We start from the raw sequence: 26151 nt of genomic DNA on the forward strand, positions 1-26151 counted from the left end.
ATTTAAAAATTAACATTGATACCTGCAACAATTAAACGCGTTAAGGGAGCTGATTCGCCACCACCACGTTCCGGATCATAGCCATTGATTGTTTTGCTCCACATCGCTAAGTTCCTTCCCGAAACATACACTTTGAGTTTCGCCATCCCCCACTTCTCTGTAAGGGATGAGGGAAGCGTATAACCTAATGTCACATTTCGTAGCTTCACGAAAGATCCTTCGGTATAACCTAAGGTTGAAGTATAAAGCATGCTTGTTAAACTAAGATTTGCGTTGGGCCTTGGTCTTTCATTTGTTGGATTTTCGGGTGTCCAATAAGGAATATCAGCTGTACTATTACCATTTCCCTGTGGGTCGTACCTTGTTAAGTAATTAGCATTTATCATTTGCCCTATTCTTGCAAAAATGTTGACGTTCAGGTCAAAATTTTTGTAAGAGAAATCATTGTTCCAGCCTAAACTCCATTTAGGCACTTGCGATCCTACAACTACCCGGTCTCCATCTGCTGTAATGACACCATCACCATTCTGATCTTTCACTTTTATATCTCCCGGATGTTGACCAAATTGACTTGCCTGCTCTTCTTCTCCCAATTGCCAGATACCTAATTTTTCATAATCAAAGTAAGAGTTTACCGGATAACCTACTACCACATAGCGCGAATCTAAACTAATGATGTCTTGATTATCAATCAGCTCCTTTATCTTTTCAATATTTTTCGTAAATGAAACCGTGCTATTCCATTTAAAATTATCTGTACTCACCGGCGTACCGTTTAGTGCCACCTCTATTCCTTTATTCTCTGTCTTGCCAATATTTTGGGTTACAAAGGAATAACCCGACGTAGGGGGCAAAATTCTATCCAATAATAAATCGCTTGTGCTCGTGTGGTAAAGCTCCAACGTACCATTTAACCTTCCTTTAAATAATCCGAAATCTAAACCAATATTGGTATTAGCTGATTTTTCCCATCCCAATTGGGGGTTAGGTGAATTATTAGGAAATCCGTAGCCGGGAGCAGATGCGTCGCCATAAGCGAAAGGTATACGGGTCAGCGTACTTTGTGAGGAATACGCAACTACTGAAGAGTTTCCCGAAACGCCATAGCTGGCTCTTAATTTCAAGTCATTAAAAACCTGTTGTCCTTTCATAAAATCTTCATCAACTATTCGCCAGGCACCTGCCACTGAAGGAAAGAAATCCCATTTATTCCCTACAGCTAGTTGACTGGCACCATCGGTTCTAGCAGTCAATGTTAACAGGTATTTCCCTTTGTACCCATAATTTATCCTAGCAGCGTAAGAGAGCAGCTTCGTTTCGGTATACGCACTGGTGATCGCTAAATTTTGCGTATTCGATCCCAGGTTATAGAAGAAATTATTATCGAGTAATTGATTCTCTCCCTGTGCGGTCGCATTCTCCGCATCATTGTATAAGTATTCACTAATTCCTGTAATACCAAAATCGTGGTCCCCAAATGTTTTCTGATAATTCACAATAGCTTGCCAATTATACCCTAAACCATTGTTGGTAACATAAGTAGCACGAGAATTCGCACCATTTCTACGAATTGAATAAGATCCCTCGTACAGACCGTCGCGTAGATTGGATAAGTTTACGGCAAAATTACCACGGATACTTAAACCATCTAAAGGCTTAAACTCCGCAAAAACGGTAGGGAAAACCCGCAACGTTTTAACATTATTTTTATAATTTCCCGGTTGCTCATCGGCCAAAGGATTAACAGAAGCTCCTTGATCTGGATAGATAATATAGTTACCATCAGCGTCGTAAGGGGTATTAAGCGGGTTGATCTTATTTGCCTGATTCAATGGATCTGCACGTTTGTTCTGATCATAATAGGTTAGTTGGGTCTGTGTTCCCACTTTTAATGTATTAGTAACCTGGTAATCCAAGTTTAACCGAGCGGTGTACCGTCTTGCGTCATCCATTTTAAATAACCCTTGCTCATTGAAATAGTCAAGCGAGAAATAAGATTTCAATTTCTCCGTTCCGCCCGATATACTGAGCTGGTAGTCTTGCTGATGCCCGGAACCTAACATAAGAGTCGGATAATCTGTGTAAACATTATTGGCAATAAAGTTTAGCTGATCATTATTAAAAATTTTTGGATCATCTGCAATACCATTCCATACTCCTGTAGTCCGATTTGCTTCTCTTCTTAAATCCACATATTCGTTTCCATTCATCACCCTGGGGTATCCAGCGGCTTTTTGCATGCCATAGTAAGCATTAAAAGACACTTTAGGTGTACCAGAAGCACCTCTTTTTGTTGTCACGATGATAACACCATTGGCACCCCTTGAACCGTAGATCGCCGTGGAGGAGGCATCCTTCAATACTTCCATACTTTCGATATCATTTGGATTAATATCCTGAATATTGGAGTATTGCATACCATCAACAATAAATAAGGGTCCATTTCCGGCAGTTATCGACCGATTTCCCCGAACGGTAATGCTCACCCCTGAAGTTGCCGATCCACTCTGTCGAACAATATCCACACCAGGGGCCTTCCCTTGTACAGATTCCATCACATTGGTAGTAGGCAATTTGGTAAGCTCCTCTTTAGCAACCGACGTAACAGCACCTGTCAAATCTCTCTTTTTAACAGTTCCATAACCTATTACCACCACCTCATCTAAGTTGGTCGCATCTTCTTCCAATACCACATCCGCTATTCGTGCCTGTGTTCCCACAGTAACTTCTTTCGTTTTATAGCCTACATAGTTAAATACCAATACGGATCGATTGGATGATGGAAGCATTAAGCTGAATTCCCCATTTTCATTGGTACTGGTACCACTCTGGGTACCTTTAATTAATACACTTACCGCAATTAAAGGCTGCCCTTCCTTATCCAGCACTTTACCGGCAACCGTTTTGTTCTGCCCTTGAACCAAGCCTACACTTGCTCCTAATAGGTAAAAAAACAAAACAAAAATTCTCATGATCTTTTTAGGTATCCATTTCATAATATTGATTAGCTAACAAATTTAATTTGGCTTATTTAGTATTGCTTGGCATCTGACTCAGCAATAATAAAATTATCCTTTTGTTTTTCCAACGTTGGCATAAATTTAAATCTACGCAATCGTTATCGGTAACGATTGCGTAGAAATTGTTTAGCGCTATTTCACCAATTCTATAAAATTCTAGTTAATCTTGCTTTAAAACCAAATTATGTTGCTAACCGATATGCCTTTCAATCACTATTTCAAACTAAAAAAAATACTTTATATAGGCCTTTTGTCACTTCTTATGTTGGTGAATAAATTTGCTTTGGGGCAAACAACTGTATATCCTCATAAATTTATTGTAAGCCAAGATGGTAAGGGAGATTTTAAAACAATTCAGGAGGCCATTAACACGGTGCGTGACTTATCTCAACAGCAGGTATCTATACATATTAAAAAAGGTATATATCATGAGAAAATAGTCGTTCCCACCTGGAAAACAAATATTTCTCTTATTGGTGAAGGCGCTGATGAAACCATCATTACGAATGCAGACTATTCTGGAAAACCATACATCGATACAGTAGATGCCTACGGCAAAAGCAATTTCACTACCTATAACTCCTATACGGTTTTAATACAAGGCAATGACTTTACCGCCGAGGGCATAACCATTCAAAATACCGCGGGCCGCGTAGGTCAGGCGGTAGCATTACATGTCGAAGCAGATCGCGTCATCATTAAAGACTGCAAGTTATTGGGTAACCAAGACACCCTTTATACCGCTACAGAAAATAGCAGACAATATTATCAGCATTGTTATATAGTGGGAACGACGGATTTTATATTTGGACAAGCTACTGCTGTTTTTCAAGATTGCACCATTAAAAGCCTATCCAACTCTTACATTACAGCGGCGTCTACTACTCCTAGACAAGCCTATGGTTTTGTTTTTATAAATTGTAAGCTCATTGCGCATGTAGATGCAAAGAAAGTATACTTAGGAAGACCTTGGCGGCCGCATGCAAAGACAGTCTTTATCAAGTGCATGATGGACAAACATATTGTTCCGCAAGGATGGGACAATTGGCGAAATCCAACGAATGAGCAAACAGCCTATTATGCCGAATACGAAAGCACTGGCCCGGGTTCAGATTCGTCACAGCGGGCAAATTGGAGCAAGCAACTTTCTCAAGAACAATTAAAATTATATACACTTGATGAAATATTCAACAATAATGGTTCTTGGAACCCTACAATAAACCATTAAAATATGAACATGCAAAAACATTTATTATGCTCATTTCTACTCACCAGTAGTCTTATAAACCAACTAAACGCACAATTCCAGCAGGAAAAACCCTATGTTTCAAACGTTTGGGTAGCCGACCAAGGAGATGGAACTTATAAAAACCCTGTTCTGGATGCCGATTATTCTGATCCAGATGTTATTCGGGTAGGCGACGATTTTTACATGACGGCGTCCAGTTTTGATGCCATCCCCGGTTTACCCATCCTGCATTCAAAGGACTTAGTTAATTGGCAAATTATTGGCCATGCACTGAGAAAACAGCCACCATTTGAACATTTTTCAAAAACCCAACATGGAAATGGCGTATGGGCACCTTCCATCCGTTATCATAAGGGTGAGTTTTATATTTATTATGGCGATCCAGACTTCGGAATCTATATGATAAAAACGAAGGATCCGGCAGGGATATGGGATGATCCGATACTCGTTGAAGCCGGGAAAGGAATGATTGATGTATGCCCCTTGTGGGATGAAGATGGAAAGGCCTATATTACCTATGCCTATGCAGGAAGCAGGGCGGGTATTAAAAGCATTATAGCAATCAAAAAATTGAGTGCGGATGGTACAAAAACCTTGGATGAAGGTACCATTGTTTATGACGGACATGCCTTAGACCCAACGATCGAAGGGCCTAAGTTTTACAAAAGAAATGGTTACTATTATATGATGGCCCCTGCGGGTGGTGTAGCTACTGGATGGCAACTTGTATTGCGTTCCAAAAATATCTATGGGCCCTATGAAAGGCATGTTGCGATGGAACAGGGTAAAAGTTCAATTAACGGCCCGCACCAAGGGGGCTGGATCGATACACAGACGGGTGAAGATTGGTTTATGCATTTCCAAGATAAAGATGCCTACGGACGCGTTGTACACCTACAGCCCATGAAGTGGGTAAACGATTGGCCCGTTATAGGTAAGGATGTAGCAGGAAAAGGCACGGGAGAACCTGTTTTAACACATAAAAAGCCGAATGTAGGCAAAACCTATCCAATCCAAACACCTGTTGAAAGTGATGAATTCAATGATCTAACACTTGGCAAACAATGGCAATGGCAGGCCAATCCAAAAGCCACCTGGGCGTTCCGTTATCCTGAAAAAGGTGTACTACGCTTATATACGCAACAGGTTCCTGATAGTGCTCGCAATCTATGGGACGTCCCTAATATCTTATTACAGAAGTTTCCAACAGAAGAGTTTGTGGCCACGACAAAAGTAACTTTTACGCCAAATGAAAAGATTCAAGATGAAAAAACAGGATTGATTATAATGGGTCAAAGTTATGCTCATCTGAGCTTTAAAAGTCAGAAAGATGGCATTTATTTGGTCTATGGAGAAGCAATCGATGCGCACAAAGGGGCAAAGGAAACCGAGGTGGTAATAACCAAATTAAATAATAATACGCTATACCTCCGAGTAACTGTTAGTTCAGGAGCGCAATGCCAATTTAGCTATAGTGAAAATGGCAAAGAATTTAAGCGTGTCGATGCCGTATTTAAAGCAACACCGGGGCAATGGATTGGCGCTAAAGTTGGAATATTTAGTATACGTTCGACAAAAATTAACGATTCGGGCTGGGGGGACTACGATTGGTTTAGCGTAGCTAAGAAATAGAAGCTCTTTGAAAACCTGATGCGTAATTAATTAAACGAACATGAAAAGATTTATTTATCTGTATATTGTTTTAGCACTTTTTTATTCAGCGGAGTTGGTAGGACAAGAAACGCGGAACAAAGATGCTGTGGCAGAGAACATGCTGCTCCTACAGCGTAATTACGGAGGATGGTCGAAGTTTTTCAATAAAAAGAAGGTCGATTATTACAGGGCTTATAATTTAGCAGAAAGAAAGCTAGCAGAAGAGCAGAAGGGACTTGAAGATGCTACGATTGATAATAACGCCACAAGTAGCGAAATACGCTATCTAATAAAGGCATTCCATGAAACCAAAAATCAGCGGTATCTGACCGGTGCCAAGAATGGCGTTGATTACCTCCTTGATGCGCAATATGCAAATGGAGGTTGGCCACAATATTATCCCGACACCCATCTTTATCGATCGCAGATAACTTACAATGATCGAGCAATGATTAATGTTCTATTGATCATGCAGGATATTGTTAAAAGTCGGAATGGTTTTGATGTGCTAGCACCTTCCTATGTTGAGAAAGCAAAAAAAGTGCTTGAAAGAGGCCTTGAATGTATCATACATACACAGGTAATCCTTGCTGGTAAAAAAACGATTTGGGCTGCACAGTATGATAAAGACAATCTTCAACCTGCGAAAGCAAGAGCTTACGAATTACCATCTTTGGCGACAGCCGAATCTAGTGATATTTTACTTTTCTTGATGGAACAACCTGAGTCGGCAACTATTCAAGAGGCTGTTGAAGCAGGTGTTCAATGGTTTTCTGATCACAAATTAAAAGATAAAGAGGCCATTATTATAGACGATCCAAGGCAATCTAGCGGAAAAGACCGTGTCTTGATTGACAAACTAGGCACCGATAGTTGGGCACGTTTCTATGATCTAAATGAACAAGAGCCTTTATTTGTAGGACGAGACGGAAAACCTCATAAAACACTTTTTTCAATAGAAAATGAACGTCGGATAGGTTATGCGTGGTATGGAAATTGGGGCAATAAAGTAGATAAAGCATATAAAAAATGGAAGTTGAATACGTTTTAATAAGCACCGCCAACTACTTTTTCCGAGGCGATATTTTTAGTAGAAAAGGCTTTTGCAGGTAGCCAATATGGTCTTGAGCGTTGGAAAAACGGCCTTGGAGGATATATAAACCGGCTTTCATTCCGATCTTACCTCAAGATGTCATAAGTCTTTCCTTTTTTGGTGGATAAATCATATTCTTCAAATTCTATGGGATTTGACGTTGATTGATTTACGCGACTAATCGGTTCTTTAATTTCTAATACTTTATATAATGGATTGGGATTTATGCCCACAGCCTGCTTCAATGAAAGTTGATCGTTCAACCTATTATCTGCAACCCTGATCCTACAATTGCCACCAATACTAGCATGCACAACAAGCTTCTGTAATTTACCATCCTTCCATGCGATATCCACAATAAATCCACCACGCGCTTTCAGTCCTTTTACCTCACCGGTATGCCATTGATCAGGCAAGGCCGGTAAAATGTGCAAGCTGCCATCGTGCGACTGGACGAGCATTTCGGCAATTCCGGCCGTACAACCAAAATTCCCATCTATTTGAAAAGGAGGATGCGCATCTAAAAGATTAGCATAAGTACCACCAGCCTGTCCTGTCGTGTCATTTCCGGCTGGACTCAACTGATCGGCTATTAATTTATAGGCACGATTGCCATCTAATAATCGTGCCCACCAATTCACTTTCCAACCCATAGACCATCCCGTTGACTTATCACCTCGAAAAACGAGCGATTTCTTAGCGGCTTCAAAAAGAGCAGGATGTCGATTAGGCGATATTTGCGCCGAGGGGTATAAACCATACAAATGTGATATATGCCGATGATGATCCTCCGCTCGATCCCGGTCTTCCATCCACTCCTGTAGCTGTCCAAGTTTGCCGACTTGCATGGGAGGCAAGCGTTTACGCTTGTTAACCACCGTATCTACAAAAGTTTCATCTTCTTGTAAGGTTCGTGCAGCTTCAATAAAATTCGAAAGAACATCAAAAACCAACTGATTATCCATGGTCGTACCAGCCGTAATGCCAACACCCGATTGATATGAATTCTCAGGCGACATAGAGGGCGCCACTACTAACCATTTATGTGTTGGTTCTTCCTGTAATACATCCACGTAAAATTGAGTTATTCCTTTTAATATCGGATAATATTTAGCTAAGAAAGCTTTATCCCCATTAAACAAATAGTGCTGCCAAATATGTTGTGAAAGCCATGCCCCACCCATTGGCCACATGCCGTAAAAACCACCATCGATAATACCGGTAACGCGCCAAAGGTCTGTATTGTGATGCATGTTCCAACCGCGCGCGCGGTAATAGTTCCACGCGCTTTCTTTTCCCGTTACTGATAAGTCTTTTAACATCGCAAACAGAGGCTCATGCATCTCGCTTAAATTAGTTACTTCTGCGGGCCAATAATTCATTTCGGTATTAATATTAACAGTATACTTACTGCTCCACGGTGGCGATAATTTATCATTCCAAATTCCTTGCAGATTCGCTGGCTGACTTCCCGGTCTGGAAGAAGAAATAAGCAAATACCTACCAAATTGAAAATATAGCGCCACTAGTTGCGGATCATCACCCAAGTGGAAGTCGGCTACGCGCTGGTCGGTGGGTTTATTAATAGCCGATGTTTGGCCAAGATCCAAAGATACGCGATCAAAATAACCTTTATAATCCTCCACGTGCTTTGTCTTGATAGCTTTGTATTTTTTTCTCAAAGCTGCATCAAGGTAATCATCCGCTCGACGACGGGCGTCTCCGCTCAAATCATGATAATTATTAAAATTTGTTCCGATGGATATATACAACACTAATTCATCTGCTTGATCTACTTTCAACATTTCGCCATCGGCCTGGAGCGTTCCACCCTTTATTTTAGGCTCTACTGCAATCGAGAATTTAACTTGACCTTTTTTATTCTGCTTATCGCCAGAAGTGCCGTCCACATAGATTCGATTACCAATAATATGTTGCTGATGTACAAGATGTGGCGTATTTAATTTTAAATTACAACTTATACTTTTCGCTTTATCTGCCGTTAATCGCACGGCAATTACTTGATCAGATGCTGTAGCCAAATATTCCCTTGTATAAGTTACCTCTCCCACTTGATAAGTAAGTGTCGACAAAGCATTCGCAATATCCAGTTCACGACGATAATTGTCGGCTTTTCCTTCGTGTAAAAAATCAATCCATAAATCACCCGCAGGTTGGTATGACATACCGTAATTATTATTAGCCTCCGGCGCTCTGGGCATTTCTTTATTCGAAAGATCTTGTGCTTCTTGATATTTACCTTCAAAAAGTAAACGACGGATTTCTTGCATTGTCGGATATAAATCTTTACTGCTGTTATTGCCCGGTCCACCCGTCCAAATAGTTTCTTCATTTAGCTGCAAATGGTCTCGCTCCACACCACCAAATAACATGGCGCCTAATCGCCCGTTACCGATTGGTAAGGCCTCGTTCCAGTTGGCTGCCGATTTAGCGTACCAGAGCGTATATAAATTCGGCTCCGCAGCGTAAACCGAAGAGATGACGGAAAACAATAAAGTTAAGACAAAGACACATTTTTTTACGGATGTTATTTGTATCATAATAAGATGATCTGACTAGTATAAAATTGGTTGTTTCATTTCTGAATTCAATTTTAATAAATATTTTCCATATTTCCAACGTTGGCATATCACTGCTTTCAATTGTGGTTTAGCATGGCTTCTGGTTGTTGATCACAACAATTTGAAAGGTATATACAACCTGCGTTTCATTCGAAAAGACGGAAAGGAAACAGGCTGGTGGAATAAACTATTCAAAGTCTACATAAAAAAATTGTATAATGATGCTCCAATATGAGTCTTTACAAGCTAAACCCACGTCTCACCTACCCTTCACCTAGGTATTACATACCTTTTTTAGTATATCTTCCGTAGCTAAAAGGTACATATTCGCTATATGTTCTGTACTTCATTAAAGCATTTCAGGAGCTATTAGATGCTTGTTGGGATGATGAAAGGCAGCCAATCGCCCAATACCTGTTCCTTCGTATACAATTTAGCTTCTTCTCCATTCAGCGTTTTAGCCCATTTTACGCGTTTATTTTTATTTGCTCCCTTTCCCTTACTATTATATTCCGCATAAAAAACGGTCGACTCGTTTTCTTCTTTACCCCAGTTATTCCAGCCCTGCGGAATGATGTGATCACCCATATCACAATTTATGTAGACTACCTGGGCATAAGGCCGCCATGGCCTACCTAATGCTACCGATGCTTCGGAACTCTCCCCTGTTAGTTTACAATCAATAAACACATAACCATATTTTTTATGTTCGGGTGTTGAAGCGGCAGTCACGTACCCACCTTGCCCTTTACTATGTAATTCACAATTGACAAAAAGGGCTGTTGCCGCACCAAAAATAAAATCGACAGTCCCTTCGATATAACAGTTTTCGTAATATTGTAAGCTCTCCTTGCTTTTGTCGTCTTGGGGGCCTTTTGTGTATAAGGTGTCTTGAAAGCCTAAAAATCGACAGTTTTTGAAAGCCACTCGATTTCCCGTTATATTAACAGCAACAGCTTGTCCAACTGGTCCGGCCGAGTTAGCAAACGTTAGATTTTCAGCGGTAACATGATCAGCCTCTACAAAAAACGACGAAGAGCCCGTGGTGCCATAATTATTACCTGTTTCAGGATTGGTTTTGCTGGCGAAGTTATCATAGGTCAGAATCGTTTTATTTGCGTCCTCTCCTATCAGTTTGACATGTTTTTCTGAAGATTTTAACCTGAGCTGCTCTTTATACACGCCCGGCTTAATAAAGATGGTGAGGATTGAAGACTCACTATCCTTAACTGCCTCCAGGGCCTTTTGAACAGAAGTATATTTACCAGAGCCATCCTGCGCAACAATAATAGTGTCTCTATCGGCAGCTTTTAAACATGTCGCCCAAATTGTAAATAAACAAACATTTAAAAAGATACTTCTCATAAATTTCAGTTCAAATCTTCCGCTAGCGTTAACTTCAATTCTTTTAATCCTTGTACTGCAAGATCTGCTACGGCTCGCGCGCCTTCTACATTTAAATGTGTATTATCTTCAACGCCCTCTGGATAGTTCTTATCCCCTGGCGCTAAATGAAGAAAAAGGCCTATTGATTCCCGCTCACCCATCCTTTCCAGAAGCTCTTTTGTTTTTGATGTTAGATCAATTAAAGGCACCTGCAAGCTGTCGGCCACAACTCTCATTGCTTCGGGATAGCCCTTATGTGTGTCTACTAATGTGCCCTTCTCAAAATGTCGGCGAACAATCGGTGTCAATAATACAGGTGTAACATGATGCGCTCTTGCCTTCGTAATAAACATAGTCAAGTTAGCTTTATATGCAGACAATGACGTGCCGACGGCGGGTTTATCCACTTTTTCATCATTATGTCCAAATTGAATAAAAAGATAGTCGCCCGCATTCCAATGCTCGTAAATTTCCTTCCACCGCCCTTCATCAATAAAAGATCGTGTGCTTCGCCCATTTTTCGCCCTATTCTCTACGGTAATATTTTTCTTAAAAAGAGTAGCAAAAGGCACTCCCCAACCTGTTTCCGGAAATTTATTCTTTTCTTTTATGGCCATGGTGGAATCCCCCATCATCCATACAGTTTTTTGTTTAAATCGAGGAGCAAAAGCCATTAGCGATACTGCAGCTGTTAATGCAAGGAATGTTGGTTTCTTAAACATTGGATAGTTTTCTAGCAAGTTTACATATTTAGTTATTACGTCTATTAAGATCAAACGATAAAATTAACGCAATCGATACCGGTATCGATTGCGTCATCACTAATAATTAAACCCTTATCAAAAGTGCTTAGCTATAGCAGCTTAGCGGTAAAATATTGAAATGACAGTGATTGTAATTGGATATGAGGGCAATTTTACATAAGTTTGGTATTTAAAAAACTAGCTAACTGTGTTCAAACCCATAACGATAAAAGATATTGCGCTAGCCCTAGATCTTTCTGCCTCAACTGTTTCCAGAGCGCTCAGCGACAGCTACGAGATTAATCCTGAAACAAAGAAGAGAGTACTAGAATATGCGGAGAAAAACAACTATAAAAGAAACCCAATTGCGCTGAGCTTAAAACAACGGAAAAGCTATTCTATTGGTGTTATAGTCTGCGAAGTGGCCAATAGCTTTTTTTCGCAAGCAATTGATGGTATAGAATCTATCGCTTATAAAAATGGCTATAATATTGTTATTAGTCAAAGCCATGATTCTTCTGATCAGGAAATTATGAATATCCAGCATCTTGCTAACAGGTCAGTAGACGGTATACTTATTTCACTTTCGGCAGAAACCACGAATTTCGATCATATTCAAAAATTACATGGTGCAGGCTTACCAATTGTTTTCTTCGACAGGATATATGATGGCTTAGCCACACATAAAGTCTCTTCCGACAACAAAAAAGGCGCTAAAATGGCCACTCAACACCTTATCAATAAAGGTTATCGAAAAATTGCACATTTAGCAAATGCACCCCATCTTTCTATCACAAAAGAACGCCTTGCAGGGTATCAGGAAGCCTTAACGGAAAATGGATTTAAGGTAGATCCTTCAAACATCACCTATTGCCATCATGGTGGCAGCAGCCAAAAAGAAGTAGATACTGCCGTTCAATATTTTCTATCTATGAAAGATAAACCTGATGCCATTTTCGTTGCTAGTGACCGTTTGAGCATCGGCTGTTTAACTGCTCTTAAAAAATTTAGCGGGAACAATTATGATCCCGCAATCGCTGGTTTTTCAAACAGCGACGTGTTAGATTTATTTAAATCCGACTTCTCGAGCATTCGCCAGCCGGCCTTCGAGATGGGCAGGGTAGCCACAGATCTGCTTATCCAATTAATTGAAAGCAAATATCCTGTGCATGAATATCAATCAGTTGTTTTGGGTACCGAATTAATCGAGCGAATTAAATCGAAACCTAGAAATTAAACTATATCAGATTTCCTTTTATATAATTAAAACTACTTCTTATGCTTTCATAATGATTACTCATATATATACCATCCTGCTCAACAAAGAAATGTTTTAATCCAGCCTCATCCGCTTTTTTAAAGATTGCTTTGTAATCTACACTTCCTGTGCCCACTTCAGCAAATTTGATATCCTTTAATATATCCATTGAGGGTAATGAGTCTTTCCCTTGTCCTACAATAACTTCCGGCTTTGATTTGTCAATATCTTTTACATGCCACATTTCAAATCGCTTAGGATACTTACTAAATAATTCCAGTGGATGCGCTCCTGACTTTATTGCCCAGAACATATCTAATTCGAAGGCTACCAGTTCGGGATCCGTATTGGATAATAATACATCATAGCCTGTTTTTTTGTCCTCACCATAACCTCTAAATTCCCAGAAATGATTGTGATAGCCAATTTTCAAGCCGACACTTTTACAATATTCGCCCCCTTTATTTAATTGCTCGGCCATGAACTCAAAATCAGCTAGGGTGAGCTTATCAATTAACGTCATTGGGGGTACAGGAACGATCAAATAACGCTGACCAAGATTTACAGCAATCTCCGCTTGTTGCTTTAACTCATCATCTTGCCCCTTCCCCATGGTCAAGAAATTATTTAACTGATAGTGACCACTGTATGTCTTGAGATTATTCTCAGCTAAAAGATTTTTTAGTTCTGCAGTAGTTAATCCCCAATATTTACCCGAGTTTTTTTCCGTTCCGTAATCATAAAAAGTTTCGACATGCCCATAACCTATATTGGCAATTTTCATGATCGTTTGCTTTGCATTTGCCGCCAGTTCGTCGCGCATCGTATATAACTGTATGCCGATTTTCTCTTCTTGCGCACGTTTTGAACAAGCGGCTAATAAATTACTGCCAGCCACTATTGAAGCCAAGGCAATGCTCGACTGCTTGATGAATTTTCTTCTTGGTACCATATAGAATAAATAATGAAATATAATTAGCTCGTCTAATTTACACTTATTTGTTGTAACATCAAGTTTTATTGTTGTTAGTATCGACATGTGAGACAGGCAGTAAGACCTTAATCGTTATTGGTATCAGGATACAAGACACAAGAATCAAGACCGCTATTCATCACTCAAAACTCATCATTCATCACTTTCTGCATTTTGACATGTAGAAACAATATCCTACATTTATCTTCTGACTAAAAACAAAAAGAACATGATTACAATTGATGCTGATAAAAATTTTGAAGCGCTAGGCTTAAATTTACCCCCTGCTCCCGCTCCTTTAGGTGTATACAAACCATACCTGATTGATGGTAAATACTTATACTTATCCGGCCATGGTCCTGTTCAGGATGATAAGAGTTTAATTATAGGGAGAATTGGCGAAACGATTAATATGGATCAAGGCAAACTCGCTGCTCAGCAAGTAGGGTTAACCATGCTTTCTACCATTAAAACCAATCTGGGTAGTTTAAACAAGATAAAACGGGTAATTAAAGTTTTGGGAATGGTAAATTGCACAAGCAACTTCGAAAAGCATCCTTATATTATTAATGGCTGCAGCGAGCTTTTTGCTAAAGTATGGGGTGAAGAGAATGGCATTGGGGTGCGTAGTGCTGTTGGAATGGGTAGTTTGCCTGATAACATCCCGGTAGAAGTTGAAGCGCTGTTTGAATTAGTATAAAATTCCTCATAAATGCCATACTCTAATCAACAAGATTGGTTCGTTATAAAAGACATCGATCAAATTACCAGCCCTTCTCTGGTTATTTATCCAGATCGTGTGACAGAAAATATTCAACGGTTAATTAAGATGTCGGACGCTGTCGAACGGTTACAACCTCATATTAAAACCTGTAAATCACCAGCCGCCATAAGGTTACTGCAAGCAGCAGGCATCTCGAAATTTAAGTGTGCCACCATCGCGGAAGCGGAATTATTGGGTATTTGTGAAGCGGCTGATGTTTTACTCGCCTACCAGCCGGTTGGACCTAATATTTTACGTTTCGTAAAACTGATGCTAACATTCCCGAAGACTAGTTTTTCTTGTTTGGTAGACAATTTGGAAATTGCTCTTTTGTTAAGCAAAATAGCACAAGAAAACAAGCTGATAATCGCTGTTTATATTGACATTAATGTAGGAATGAATAGAACAGGTATTTTACCTGAACACGCCTATACGTTGATAAGCAATTGTCTTGCTCTGCCTAATTTAAAACTGACGGGTTTACATTGTTATGATGGCCATATCCACGACAGCTCACTGGATGAAAGAAGAAGAAAATGTGAATCCTATACCGCGAAAATTGATCAGCTAAAAGCCTGGGCAGATCAACGGTATTCAAAAAATCTTTCCGTTATTGCTGGCGGCACGCCTACATTCCCAATACACATCAACAACAAAGATGTTGTATGTAGCCCAGGAACCTTTATTTTTTGGGACAAGGGTTATCAGGAGTTATTTGCGGAGCAAGATTTTCTACCTGCTGCACTGGTGGTTACCCGTATCATCTCGATCATAGACGATAACAAACTTTGCCTAGATTTGGGTCATAAATCCATTGCCTCAGAAAACGAATTAACACGAAGGGCCTTTTTTCTAAATGCTCCTGATGCCAGCGTTATTTCCCATAGCGAAGAACACCTCGTAATAGAAATTGCAGATGGCCACTCTTTTGCTTTGGGAGACGTTATTTATGCCTTACCCTACCATATTTGCCCAACCGTAGCACTTTACGATAAGGCCTTTACAATCATTGATAATCACACAGATGGTGCCTGGAACATTACTGCCAGGCAACGAAAATTAACTATTTAATAAAATATGTTCTTAATAGATGCACACCTCGATTTAAGCATGAATGCGCTGGAATGGAACCGTGATTTAACGCGTCCGATCGCTGAGATAAATCGCCGGGAAGAAGGGTTAACGGACAAACCAGATCGCTCCAAGGGGGTCGTTTCTTTACCTGAACTGCGCAAAGGTAATATAGGTCTCGTGGTAGCTACGCAAATTGCACGTTACGTTGCTCCTAACAACCCATTGCCTGGATGGCATTCACCAGAGCAGGCCTGGGCACAGACACAAGGACAACTGGCTTGGTATAAAGCGATGGAAGAGAGAGGAGAGATGATTCAAATTACAGATCTTCCCTCCTTAGAAGCACATATTCAATTATGGATGGATGATACCATTTCCTCCGACGCTAAACCTATCGGTTATATTTTAAGTTTAGAAGGAGCTGACTCACTGGTTAATGTTGAACATCTAGATATAGCTTGGCAAAATGGTCTTCGTGCTGTTGGGCCAGCACACTATGGCCCTGGCCGTTATGCCCAAGGAACGGATGCAACTGGATTTATGGGAACGGAGGGCCGTCGCCTTTTAAAGGAAATGGAAAGATTAAACATCATTTTAGATACCACACACCTGTGCGACGATAGTTTTTGGGAAGCTCTTGACCATTTCAATGGCCCTTTATGGGCAAGCCATAACAACTGCAGAGCGTTGGTAAACCATAACAGGCAATTTAGTGATGAGCAGATCAAAGTGCTTATTGAGAGAGGTGCTGTGATCGGTGGCGCAATGGATGCCTGGATGATGGTTCCAAATTGGCAGAGAGGCATATCCACCCCGCTAGAGATGCAATGCAACCTCGATGTACTCATCGATCATATGGATCATATCTGTCAACTGGCTGGCAATTGCCTACATATTGGTATTGGCTCTGATTTAGATGGTGCATTTGGTAAAGAACAGTGTCCATATGACTTAAACACAATTAGTGATCTACAGTTGCTCAGTGGTAAGCTTATCGATAGAGGGTATTCTTCAACGGATGTTGCTAATATATTTCACGGAAATTGGCTCCGTTTTTTAAGAAAAGCTTGGAAAAACTAACAGCTATCATTACGTTTGGGTAGGTATGTCAACAGAATCATTGACAACCTGCTCTTTTCTTTGATCTGACAGGTTTTTCCCTAATCTTATTAAACCTAACACAAGCACTATCATTAGAAAGAAATGTAAATTCCCCCAAACATAAGCGAGCATGAGACTATAAAAAAATAATATGATAACATTTTTTCGGCCTTTTAATAAACTTTTACGATAAATGCTATAAAGAGCTAGGGGTATAGCAACAAGCATAAAAACAACTAAGGAGTGATTTAAATAAGCACTAAATAGGTCCCACCTTTTTGATTGAATAATCTTTCCATTCGTTACTTCTAATCCATAAAAGGTCTTCTCGTCGCCTCCTTTAGAAGCATAAGTAATTAAATAGGTGTATTCCTTTAGGTCATTTATGTGTGGACTTGGCAAATAATCTTTATTAACATATTGGTGGCTAACGATTGGCTGGTTTTTTAAGCTTAAGATCAATAGCTTTTCGTTTCCTTCATTGCTATATTTCTGTTTGATCTCTATTACTTTACCTTCTATTTTTTTAAGAAACAAGTTAGGTACTAACACCTTCACAAGGCCGATACATAATACAACGACTATAATCGCTATGCCTATTCTAAACCACCTATTCTCGTTAGAAGCTATCATAAGTAAATAATTGATTACCCCTTTTTACGTATAATTTCTCTTATACGTCTCACTGACTGATAACACTAATATACAAACAATATTAGTGTTTAACTGTTTTTTAATTAGCCTTAAACAAAAAAGGTTCATCAAAATTAATTGATACAAGGCATACAACAATTACGCAATAATACAGATAGATATGGTACACACAGATGAAACTTCCTTCGAGATCAATGTTAGTATCACAGGAAATTCAAGAAGGCTTATAGTAAGTCCTCGGGAAACAACAGATGGCGCGCCTTACTATGTGTGCCTTGAGAATCAGCACCAAATTGCTGAGGTTCGTAGAGAATCTAACGGTACTTGGGTTCAACTTTGGGGCAACTTGGACGACCAAAGTGTAAAAGTTATTGGGCAGGCTATTGAAGATAAGACCCCTTAGCCCTATTTTGCTATCACTTTCAAAAAAGCTTTAATTACTATAAATACTCCTATCAAAAGCATCAAGCATATTGCAGTTAAAATAGCTATTAGATTAGTTAACATATGATTCGGTATACCACCTACGATGTGACCAGAGCCATAACTCGGGCCTATTGTTGATTACTTTTTCCAATTCCTGAAAATATCTTTTCGAAATAAATAAATGTTCTTCTTTGCTTGCATCTACTGTAATAAGCTGAAAATCGTAAACATAATGATTTCTTCTTGTCCTTTCTATATCCAAAAACAGCACTGGACATGCTTTCATGCGAGCGATTCGTTCGCCACCAATCTGGATATATGTTTTCTGATTTAAAAACTCCAGGCTATGTTTTTCTAACGCTGGTCGTTGATCACCAATAATGATAAACAATGCAGGTTTTTCTCTCTTCTCTCTGATTACTTTATGCCATTCATCTTTACAAACCAATTTTAAACCAAATTTCTTCCTTAAACGAAGCATGTTATCGTGGAGAAATTTATTTTTTAAGGGAGCGTAAATAGCTATTATCTCATAATTGCAAACAGCAGGCAGTGTATTGACATATTCCCAATTACCGTAATGCGCCAACATAAGAATGACATCTTTTTTCTTCTCAAACAACTCGTTTAATAATTGTAAGTTTTTGTATTGTACGATACTTCCAATAGATGAATAGCCTAAGTTTGAAGCCATGAAAGGTTCAACGAGCAAATCACAAATATGTCGGTAGTAGCCTCTTATTAGCTGTTGCTCTCTTTTTAAGGAAATGCCTTGAAATGATTGCCTAAGATTAATCGAGATAACCTGTTTTCTATAAGCTTTAACATACGCAACATAAAGGTACAGCATGGTAGCCAGCAGCCTATAAAACGTTACGATAAGCGTAAACCTATAACGTAAAATTCGTAATGAAATTAAATTGATCACAGCAAACATAATAAATACATTTACTGATATGACAACTACTTTCGATGATCCCCCTATTAAATAATTTAATAGGCCCTCTCAATAATTGTTTATGAAAACCAAATTCACTAAGTTTAAATACAAAATTATTTAGTGGGAGAACAATTTAGACAATAAAGAATAAAGGAATGAAAGATCAACACAATACATACATATTCAGACACATCAGAACAGCTATTCTCGCCTTCACGGAAGCATTAACATTAAAGCAACTAAATGAAATACCAACTGGATTTAACAACAATATCATTTGGAATTTGGGACATTTAGTAGCGACCGATCAACGTATCTTATACATAAGATCTGGGCTTCAACCTCCTGTTTCGAGTGAATTTATAGGGAAGTATCAAAAAGGCACTAAACCGGAGTTTTTAATAGAAGAGAAAGAAGCCATAGAAATTAAAAGGCTTTTATTATGGAGCGTAGATCGGTTGGAAGAAGACTATAACAACAAAATATTCGTTAATTATGAGGAATGGACTACTCCATATGGCAACACCATTTCTACATTTGAAGAGGCATTGGCATTTTTACCTTTTCATGAAGGCCTTCATAGAGGCGCTATAATTGCTCTTAAAAGGCACTTATAACGTTACCTCCTTGGATTGAATTTTACAACTCGTAATCATGAACAAAGCAGAGAGCATACAAGATTTTTACAATAGAAATCCAAGGGCAAACCCTTTCGGCCTGTCGGCCAATAATGCCAATGGCTTAGGACATTTCAATGTTTTTACGCGCGAAAATTGCTTTAAGTCGACTCCCTACTCACGGCGCGACTTTTATAAAATATCCTTGATAATAGGAACGGGCAGGTTATACTACGCAGATAAATGGGTAGACATAGACCGGCCTGCTTTGCTATTTTCCAATCCCTCTACACCCTATTCCTGGGAGGCTATAAGTGATAAGCAGGAAGGTTATTTTTGCCTTTTCACAAGCTCTTTTCTACAGTCAGATAACCAGCATTTCTTGCTCCATCAACTCCCTCTCTTTAAAATCGGTGGAGATTTTCTCTTTTTTACAAACGATAGTCAATGCAAAATTATTAGCGACATATTTGAAAAAATGATGGTGGAGATAGCAACATCCTATGCTCACAAATATGAATTGCTTCGCAATTATTTACATTTGATCATCCATGAAGCAATGAAAATGCAACCCGCTGAAACCTATCAACCGCACTCTTCTGCTTCAAGAGTATGCGATTTGTTTCTTGACCTTTTAGAGCGGCAATTCCCAATAGATAACCAGGAAAGGACCCTACAACTCCGAACAGCACAAGATTATGCAAATATTCTAGCTGTTCACGCGAATCATTTGAATCGCTCTATTAAAGAAACTACAGGCAAAACTACCACACAACATATTGCAGAAAGACTTATCAAAGAAGCAAAGGCCCTTTTATTACACTCGGATTGGACAATATCCGAGATTGCCTACAGTTTAGGTTTTTCTTATCCACCTTACTTCAACAATTTTTTCAGAAAACAAACTAAGATGACACCTGGAATTTTTAGAGAGCAATATATACATGTGTGAATTTTATAATAACCCGTTTGATTATTGTAGATAAATCATGGGATCTACACCTTAATTTTGATAAAAATAGAAAGATATGAACCAACATGAAATAAGATCATCGTTAACCACATAGGGGTATGATGTGCTATTCATCAAAGGCTCTATCTGAAAAAAACAAGGAGATGAAATACAGAAATTTAAGCAACACAACAGAAAAGCTATCAGCTGTAGGGTTAGGATGTATGGGCATGAGTTTTGCCTATGGTCCAACGGATGATACAGAGAGCATTGCCACGCTTCATAAAGCACTTGACCTGGGTATTAACTTTTGGGATACAGCAGATATGTATGCCAATGGATTAAATGAAGAGCTTATATCAAAGGTTCTTGTGCCCAATAGAGATAAGATTTTTATCGCAACAAAATTTGGTTTCCGTTTTAAAGACAATATCGCTGGCCCGAGCAATGCTTCAGGAACTTATTTCGATGGATCGCCTGCATGGATAAAAATAGCGATCGAAAACAGTTTAAAAAGGCTAAAAATAGACACAATCGATTTATATTATGCCCATCGGGTTGACCCAAACGTTCCTATCGAGGAAACGGTTGGCGCAATGGCCGAGCTCGTAAAAGAAGGTAAAGTGCGTTATTTAGGATTAAGTGAGGCTTCTGCAAGTTCACTGAGAAAAGCTTACGCAGTGCATCCTATTGCAGCGTTACAGAGTGAATATTCTCTTTTAACGAGAGATGTTGAAGGCGAAATCTTGGAAACTGTAAGATCCTTAAATGTATCGTTAGTTCCCTACTCTCCGCTAGCACGCGGTCTTGTTACGAATACATTAGACGTAAATAGTCTAGCAGACACAGATTTCAGAAAAACATTACCTAGGTACAGCGGAGAGAATCTAGCAAATAATCAATCGTTGGCAGCAGCATTTGCTGCAATAGCCGCTGAAAAGAATGCGACACCTGCCCAACTGGCCTTGGCTTGGGTCTTAGCCCAAGGGGACGATATTATTCCAATCCCTGGTACCAAAAAGAGAAAGTACTTAGAAGAAAATGCCAAGGCAGTAGACGTCGAGCTTTCCCAAATAGATCTCGAAGAAATACAAAAATTAATTAAAAAATATCCAAATACGGGCGCGCGTTATACTGAAGGTGCTTTAAAGCTCGTGAATAACTAATCAATTTGTAGGAGGTGAAATTTCACCTCCTACAAATACGTTATATAAGATTAAATATCAGCTCGTTAAACCAGTCCAAACATCGCTTATACATTTGTTAGTGAACAAATTTAGTGGATGGAGCTAAAATGTTTGTTTCAACAGGTGTTCAGGAGTCCCCTCTGGTCGGTTTTGGGTATCTTTTTGCGAAAACCTCGAGCCAGCGGGCGAGAAGCTTAAATACCTTAACTGACAAGTGATGAAAAAAACACACCTCATTGGCAGTGTTAGTGCTAATTATTATAAATTTCCGGTAAGCTCGTATGTATATACTCCTTAGGTGATACTTTATAAAAGGCTTTGAATGATTTACTGAAGTATTTTGGATCGTTAAATCCAACTCTATAAGCAATTTCACTGATGCTCAGCTCATTACTGCTTTTAAGTAATTGTGAAGCTTTCCTCAATCTAATAAGTTTAATAAACTCAATCAGGTTCAACCCAGTGAGTTGTTTCAGTTTTCTATAAAGTACTGTGCGGCTAACACCAACCTCACGAGCCAAAATGTTTACATTAAATTCTTCATTTGCTAAATTTGTTTCCACAATTTTTATTACCTCATCCAAAAAAGAGTTTGTTTTCACTACTTCCTCGTCTTTCTGTGGCTCCAAAAGATATTCACGGATAAACTTTTCCATAAACCGCTTTCTAGCCTCCAAAATATTCGCTATCTTTAAACATAGCACATCAAAATTAAATGGTTTGGTAATGTAATCATCACTCCCTTTTTCAAGCGCATTTCTCACATAGGGGATAGCAGTACGTGCAGTAAGCAAAAGTACCGGAATGTGATTGGTTTCCCTATTTGATTTTATTTTTTCCAGCAACTCTATCCCATCGCACCGTGGCATCATGACGTCACTAAGTACAATGTCCGGTTGCACGCTTTCAATAATTTCCCACGCTTCTATTCCATCAACCGCCTCCAATACTATGTATTTACTTATTAAACCCTCCAACACAAACTTTCTTAGGTCTGCATTGTCCTCCACTATCAAAATGGTAGGTTTGTTGCCATCAATATGTGGCGTTTCCTGGTTGGCGTCATTCTGCTCATGCGATTTCACTTCGGATACTGTTTCCCGATTGTACGTATACCCTATTGTATCAATAGCTTCCGCTAAAAGATGAGGTTCCTTAACATGAGTATTTCCAAGCGGTAATTCTATGGTAAAACAGGTATTAAAACAATTGGACTCATCCGCTAAATTACTCTTTACAAATATTTTCCCCTGATGTGTTTTAACTAAACTTTCGGATAACGCTAAACCAATACCAGATCCTATATTGTGCTGATCTTCATAATGGTTATTCAATTGATAGAACTGATTAAAAATATTATGTAGATCGTGATCAGGAATACCACATCCGGTATCTTCTATGTTTATATAAAAACTTCCTGCCGGATAATCTAAGGAAGGATCGTTCACTTTAATACTTAGTTTAATTTTACCGCCATCGGGTGTAAACTTAAAGGCATTATATAGTAAATTGGACAATACTTTTTCCATCTGTTCTTCATCAATCCATACCTTTAAATGAACGTTATTTTGCACATCAACGATTAACTCTATATCCTTTTTCTGCGCATAATATTCAAAGTTATCGATAATGGTGGTTAAGTATTGAAGAATACGCACAGACGACACCTGAAGTGTTAAATTTCCACTTTCTTGTTTTCTAAAGTCCAATAACTGGTTAACCAGACTTAATAGCCTGTCTGCATTTTTTTTAGCATTACTTAACAAAGGTTTAAAGTGGTCTTGTACTTCACGCTCATTTAACAAACGCTCAATAGGGCCTAATATTAAGGTCAAAGGTGTTCTAAATTCATGTGAGATATTAGTAAAAAAGTTCAATTTGGCTTCATGTACTTCTTGCTGTTTTTCTAAAGCCAGATGTTCTATTAATAAATCTTGTTTTAGTTTATTTCTAGTTTTAAAAAAACGCACTAACAAATAAGCTATTATAGCACCAAAAATTAGGTATAAACTGTAGGCCCACCAAGTCTTCCACGGTGGAGGAAGGATATGGATTTTTAAAATTGCTGGTTTCCTGCTCCAAATACCATCGTTATTTGCACCTTTTACCATAAAGGTATATGTACCAGGATCTAAATTGGTATAGGTTGCGGAAGGCGTGTTCACATAGTTCCATTCTTCATCGAATCCTTTAAGCAAGTAAGCATATCTATTCTTTTCTGGAAGAATATAGTTTAATGCTGCAAATGCTATGGTAAAAACATGTTGCTTGTAATTAAGTGTAAGTTCTTTTGTTAGCGAAATATCTTTTTCTAATACTTCGCCTTTAGCTGGATATTTTTTTTTATTAAAAAGCTTAAAATCTGTAAAAATCACAGGTGGCTCGTAATTATTTATCCGCATACTATCAGGATTAAATAAGGTGAACCCTAAAGAGCTACCAAAGACGAAACTACCATTTGCCATCTTATGGTGCGCTCCAAAAATAAATTCATCACCCACCAAACCGTCTACACTTGTATAGTTTCGAATAAAACCGGTACGAGGATTAAACTTCGATATCCCAGCATTTGTACTTAACCAAAGGTTATTCGTTTTGTCTTCGATAATCCCAAAAATATTGTTTCCCGGCAAGCCATCGTTTTCGTTATAATGGGTAAAATTTCCCGTACGGTGATCATATTTATTCAAGCCATCTTTATAGGTACCTATCCAAATATTTTTGTTATTGTCTTCATAAATGCTGATAATTAAATTCCCACTAATTGATTGAAGATTTCCAGGTTCCTTTTTAAAGAATTCAAATTTATTGCTGCCCTTCCGTTTTAAATTGAGTCCATTCTGCGTACCAACCCATAAGTTGTTTTGCGAGTCTTCATATATAACACGAATTTGATTACCAGTTATTCCTCCATTTTCTTCGGCATACAAATCAAATGTTTGCGCATTACTGTTACGGCGTTTCACATTTAATCCGCCACCATAGGTTCCTATCCAAAGGTCGCCATTTTTGTCTTCCAATAGCGCGTAAACACTATTGTTCGCAAGCGATCTACTGTCTTTTGGATTGTTCGTTATATGTTCAAATCTGTTTGATCCTTTTCTCAATAGGTCTAATCCACCTTGGTAAGTGCCAACCCATAAATCTCCCTCTCTATCTAGGCAAAGGGATTTCACATTATTATGATTTAAACAGGAAGGGTCATTCTGACGATGTAAAAAGCTTTTAAAAGTCCCATTCCGTATATCAAAATAATTGAGCCCACCTCCCTCAGTTCCTATCCACAAATTACCTTTTTCATCTTCTTCGAAAGAACTAACAACATTATAACTCAAGGCATTGTGCTGAAATTTATGTGTAAAATTTTTAAAATTCGGAATATCAGTGTCAATTATACTTACTCCACCGAAATACGTCCCTATCCAAATAGAACCTCTTTTATCTTGGAAAATTGGTCGCACTGAATTATTGCTAAGACTATGTTCATTGTTATCACTAGCAAGAAAAGTCTGAAATTTACCCTTATCATATAAGCTCAGTCCATTAAAGGTACCTATCCATAAGCGTCCTTTCCTATCTTTTAAAAGGGAGCGAATGTCATTGCTGGGAAGTGCATGAGGAACATTTTCCGTATGTACCATATTTGAGTAAGTACCCGTCTGCTTATTAAGTATAAAGATTCCCTTATGTTTTGTTCCCACCCAAAATGTGTTCTTGCTTATTTCAGCGATGGTGGTAATTCCGTGATTATTAGGTGATACATCCTGAATATCGCTAAAGTAGTGGTTCAAAATCCGCAGCTTACTACTTTGCTTAGGTTGATAAATTGCCTGTATCAGGCCCTCGTCGGTACAAATCCAAAAGTTAAAGTCACTATCTTCATGCAAATACCTAATATTTTTGAAGTTTTGAGTACGCTCGCCGGTTTTAATTTGAAGTGTATTAAATATTAATTCCGCAGTAATCGTTTGCTCTTTTGATTCCTTTATTCGAAATAATCCCTGGTTGGTTGCAATCCATATTTTACCATAATGATCTTCCATGATGGCGTGAACGGCAGGCTCTACCTCAGAGGTTGATGTTTCAAAATTGGCGAGCTGTATACGTTGAAAATTATCAAAAGCTCTATTATATAGATTTAAGCCACTACCGGTTCCAACCCAAAGTCTGTCTTTACTATCTTGAACAATCGATTGGACAAAATTATCACTGAGAGATGTGCTATCGTCTGGTTTATTTCGATAGACTTTAAATTTTTGAGCGTCATATTTATTTAAGCCATCTCTTGTACCTATCCATATTAAACCTTTATAATCTTGATTAATGGCAAATACACTACCTTGCGACAAACCTTCTGTTACGTCCAGGTGAATAAACTTGACGTTATTAGATTGTGCAAAAGTTGAAAATACGATAGCGCTAAATAAAAGAAATAGACAAACCTTACAGCGGTACAACATCATAACGTTTATAATAATTA

Annotated in this window: 19 protein-coding genes; 11 read left to right on the forward strand and 8 right to left on the reverse strand. The window is 38.7% G+C overall.

The genetic code is table 11. The features are described from left to right. Window positions 1–2 precede the first annotated feature (2 nt). A complete protein-coding gene (locus BMY50_RS12505; protein WP_238383748.1) occupies window positions 3–2972 on the reverse strand; it encodes a SusC/RagA family TonB-linked outer membrane protein in 2970 nt (989 codons plus the stop codon). 232 nt (window positions 2973–3204) lie between these two features. On the opposite strand from BMY50_RS12505, the gene BMY50_RS12510 reads away from it, so the two are divergent. The 3 genes from BMY50_RS12510 to pelA are packed head-to-tail and all read left to right on the forward strand — an operon-like array spanning window position 3205 to window position 6973. Further along, window positions 3205–4248: a pectinesterase family protein gene (locus BMY50_RS12510; protein ID WP_238383749.1), complete on the forward strand. Its 1044-nt coding sequence runs from the start codon at window positions 3205–3207 to the stop codon at window positions 4246–4248. 3 nt (window positions 4249–4251) lie between these two features. Then, window positions 4252–5901, forward strand: a complete 1650-nt coding sequence (locus BMY50_RS12515) for a glycoside hydrolase family 43 protein (RefSeq protein WP_093324736.1) — start codon at window positions 4252–4254, stop codon at window positions 5899–5901. 40 nt (window positions 5902–5941) lie between these two features. Next, complete coding sequence (gene pelA / locus BMY50_RS12520) at window positions 5942–6973, forward strand: pectate lyase (RefSeq protein WP_093324740.1); 1032 nt, start codon at window positions 5942–5944, stop codon at window positions 6971–6973. Window positions 6974–7101: 128 nt separating this feature from the next. On the opposite strand, the gene BMY50_RS12525 is transcribed toward pelA, so the two are convergent. The 3 genes from BMY50_RS12525 to BMY50_RS12535 all read right to left on the reverse strand — a co-directional run bounded on the left by BMY50_RS12525 (window position 7102) and on the right by BMY50_RS12535 (window position 11705). Continuing rightward, on the reverse strand, window positions 7102–9576 hold the full coding sequence (locus BMY50_RS12525) for a glycoside hydrolase family 95 protein (protein WP_093324743.1): 2475 nt from the start codon (window positions 9574–9576) through the stop codon (window positions 7102–7104). A 390-nt stretch (window positions 9577–9966) separates the two neighbouring features. Next, window positions 9967–10962 carry a pectinesterase family protein gene (locus tag BMY50_RS12530; RefSeq protein WP_093324746.1) on the reverse strand — a complete coding sequence of 332 codons (996 nt, stop codon included), beginning with the start codon at window positions 10960–10962 and terminating at the stop codon, window positions 9967–9969. Between the two features lie 5 nt (window positions 10963–10967). Further along, window positions 10968–11705, reverse strand: coding sequence for a rhamnogalacturonan acetylesterase (locus tag BMY50_RS12535; protein ID WP_093324749.1), 738 nt, complete (start codon window positions 11703–11705; stop codon window positions 10968–10970). Between the two features lie 229 nt (window positions 11706–11934). Between BMY50_RS12535 and BMY50_RS12540 the strand changes: the two genes are divergently transcribed. Further along, on the forward strand, window positions 11935–12963 hold the full coding sequence (locus tag BMY50_RS12540) for a LacI family DNA-binding transcriptional regulator (RefSeq protein WP_093324751.1): 1029 nt from the start codon (window positions 11935–11937) through the stop codon (window positions 12961–12963). Window position 12964: 1 nt separating this feature from the next. On the opposite strand, the gene BMY50_RS12545 is transcribed toward BMY50_RS12540, so the two are convergent. Then, window positions 12965–13936: a sugar phosphate isomerase/epimerase family protein gene (locus BMY50_RS12545; protein WP_093324754.1), complete on the reverse strand. Its 972-nt coding sequence runs from the start codon at window positions 13934–13936 to the stop codon at window positions 12965–12967. Window positions 13937–14186: 250 nt separating this feature from the next. Here BMY50_RS12545 and BMY50_RS12550 point away from each other — a divergent pair, with 250 nt between their 5' ends. From BMY50_RS12550 to BMY50_RS12560, 3 genes are read left to right on the forward strand one after another with little or no spacing between them, the layout of a single operon-like run. Next, window positions 14187–14657: a RidA family protein gene (locus BMY50_RS12550; protein WP_093324757.1), complete on the forward strand. Its 471-nt coding sequence runs from the start codon at window positions 14187–14189 to the stop codon at window positions 14655–14657. 12 nt (window positions 14658–14669) lie between these two features. Continuing rightward, window positions 14670–15791, forward strand: a complete 1122-nt coding sequence (locus BMY50_RS12555; RefSeq protein ID WP_093324760.1) for a D-TA family PLP-dependent enzyme — start codon at window positions 14670–14672, stop codon at window positions 15789–15791. A gap of 6 nt (window positions 15792–15797) precedes the next feature. Further along, window positions 15798–16874 carry a dipeptidase gene (locus tag BMY50_RS12560; protein WP_093324763.1) on the forward strand — a complete coding sequence of 359 codons (1077 nt, stop codon included), beginning with the start codon at window positions 15798–15800 and terminating at the stop codon, window positions 16872–16874. 9 nt (window positions 16875–16883) lie between these two features. On the opposite strand, the gene BMY50_RS12565 is transcribed toward BMY50_RS12560, so the two are convergent. Continuing rightward, the gene (locus tag BMY50_RS12565) at window positions 16884–17528 is read right to left on the reverse strand and encodes a hypothetical protein (protein ID WP_093324766.1); all 645 of its coding nucleotides are present in this window, start codon (window positions 17526–17528) and stop codon (window positions 16884–16886) included. Between the two features lie 181 nt (window positions 17529–17709). Here BMY50_RS12565 and BMY50_RS12570 point away from each other — a divergent pair, with 181 nt between their 5' ends. After that, the gene (locus tag BMY50_RS12570) at window positions 17710–17952 is read left to right on the forward strand and encodes a hypothetical protein (protein WP_093324769.1); all 243 of its coding nucleotides are present in this window, start codon (window positions 17710–17712) and stop codon (window positions 17950–17952) included. Between the two features lie 93 nt (window positions 17953–18045). Here the strand turns inward: BMY50_RS12570 and BMY50_RS12575 are convergent, their stop codons facing one another. After that, the gene (locus BMY50_RS12575; RefSeq protein WP_093324772.1) at window positions 18046–18912 is read right to left on the reverse strand and encodes a lysophospholipid acyltransferase family protein; all 867 of its coding nucleotides are present in this window, start codon (window positions 18910–18912) and stop codon (window positions 18046–18048) included. A 158-nt stretch (window positions 18913–19070) separates the two neighbouring features. On the opposite strand from BMY50_RS12575, the gene BMY50_RS12580 reads away from it, so the two are divergent. The 3 genes from BMY50_RS12580 to BMY50_RS12590 all read left to right on the forward strand — a co-directional run bounded on the left by BMY50_RS12580 (window position 19071) and on the right by BMY50_RS12590 (window position 21650). Continuing rightward, window positions 19071–19532 carry a DinB family protein gene (locus tag BMY50_RS12580; protein ID WP_093324775.1) on the forward strand — a complete coding sequence of 154 codons (462 nt, stop codon included), beginning with the start codon at window positions 19071–19073 and terminating at the stop codon, window positions 19530–19532. Between the two features lie 37 nt (window positions 19533–19569). Further along, on the forward strand, window positions 19570–20484 hold the full coding sequence (locus BMY50_RS12585; protein WP_093324778.1) for a helix-turn-helix domain-containing protein: 915 nt from the start codon (window positions 19570–19572) through the stop codon (window positions 20482–20484). A 164-nt stretch (window positions 20485–20648) separates the two neighbouring features. Further along, window positions 20649–21650 (forward strand): aldo/keto reductase, encoded by a 1002-nt coding sequence (locus tag BMY50_RS12590; protein ID WP_093325799.1) that lies wholly within the window; start codon window positions 20649–20651, stop codon window positions 21648–21650. Between the two features lie 272 nt (window positions 21651–21922). Here BMY50_RS12590 and BMY50_RS12595 read toward each other — a convergent pair whose 3' ends face one another. Further along, complete coding sequence (locus BMY50_RS12595) at window positions 21923–26134, reverse strand: two-component regulator propeller domain-containing protein (RefSeq protein ID WP_093324780.1); 4212 nt, start codon at window positions 26132–26134, stop codon at window positions 21923–21925. Between the last annotated feature and the right edge of the window lie 17 nt (window positions 26135–26151).

Origin of the sequence: Olivibacter domesticus (assembly GCF_900109575.1) — a bacterium.
GTDB lineage: Bacteria > Bacteroidota > Bacteroidia > Sphingobacteriales > Sphingobacteriaceae > Olivibacter > Olivibacter domesticus.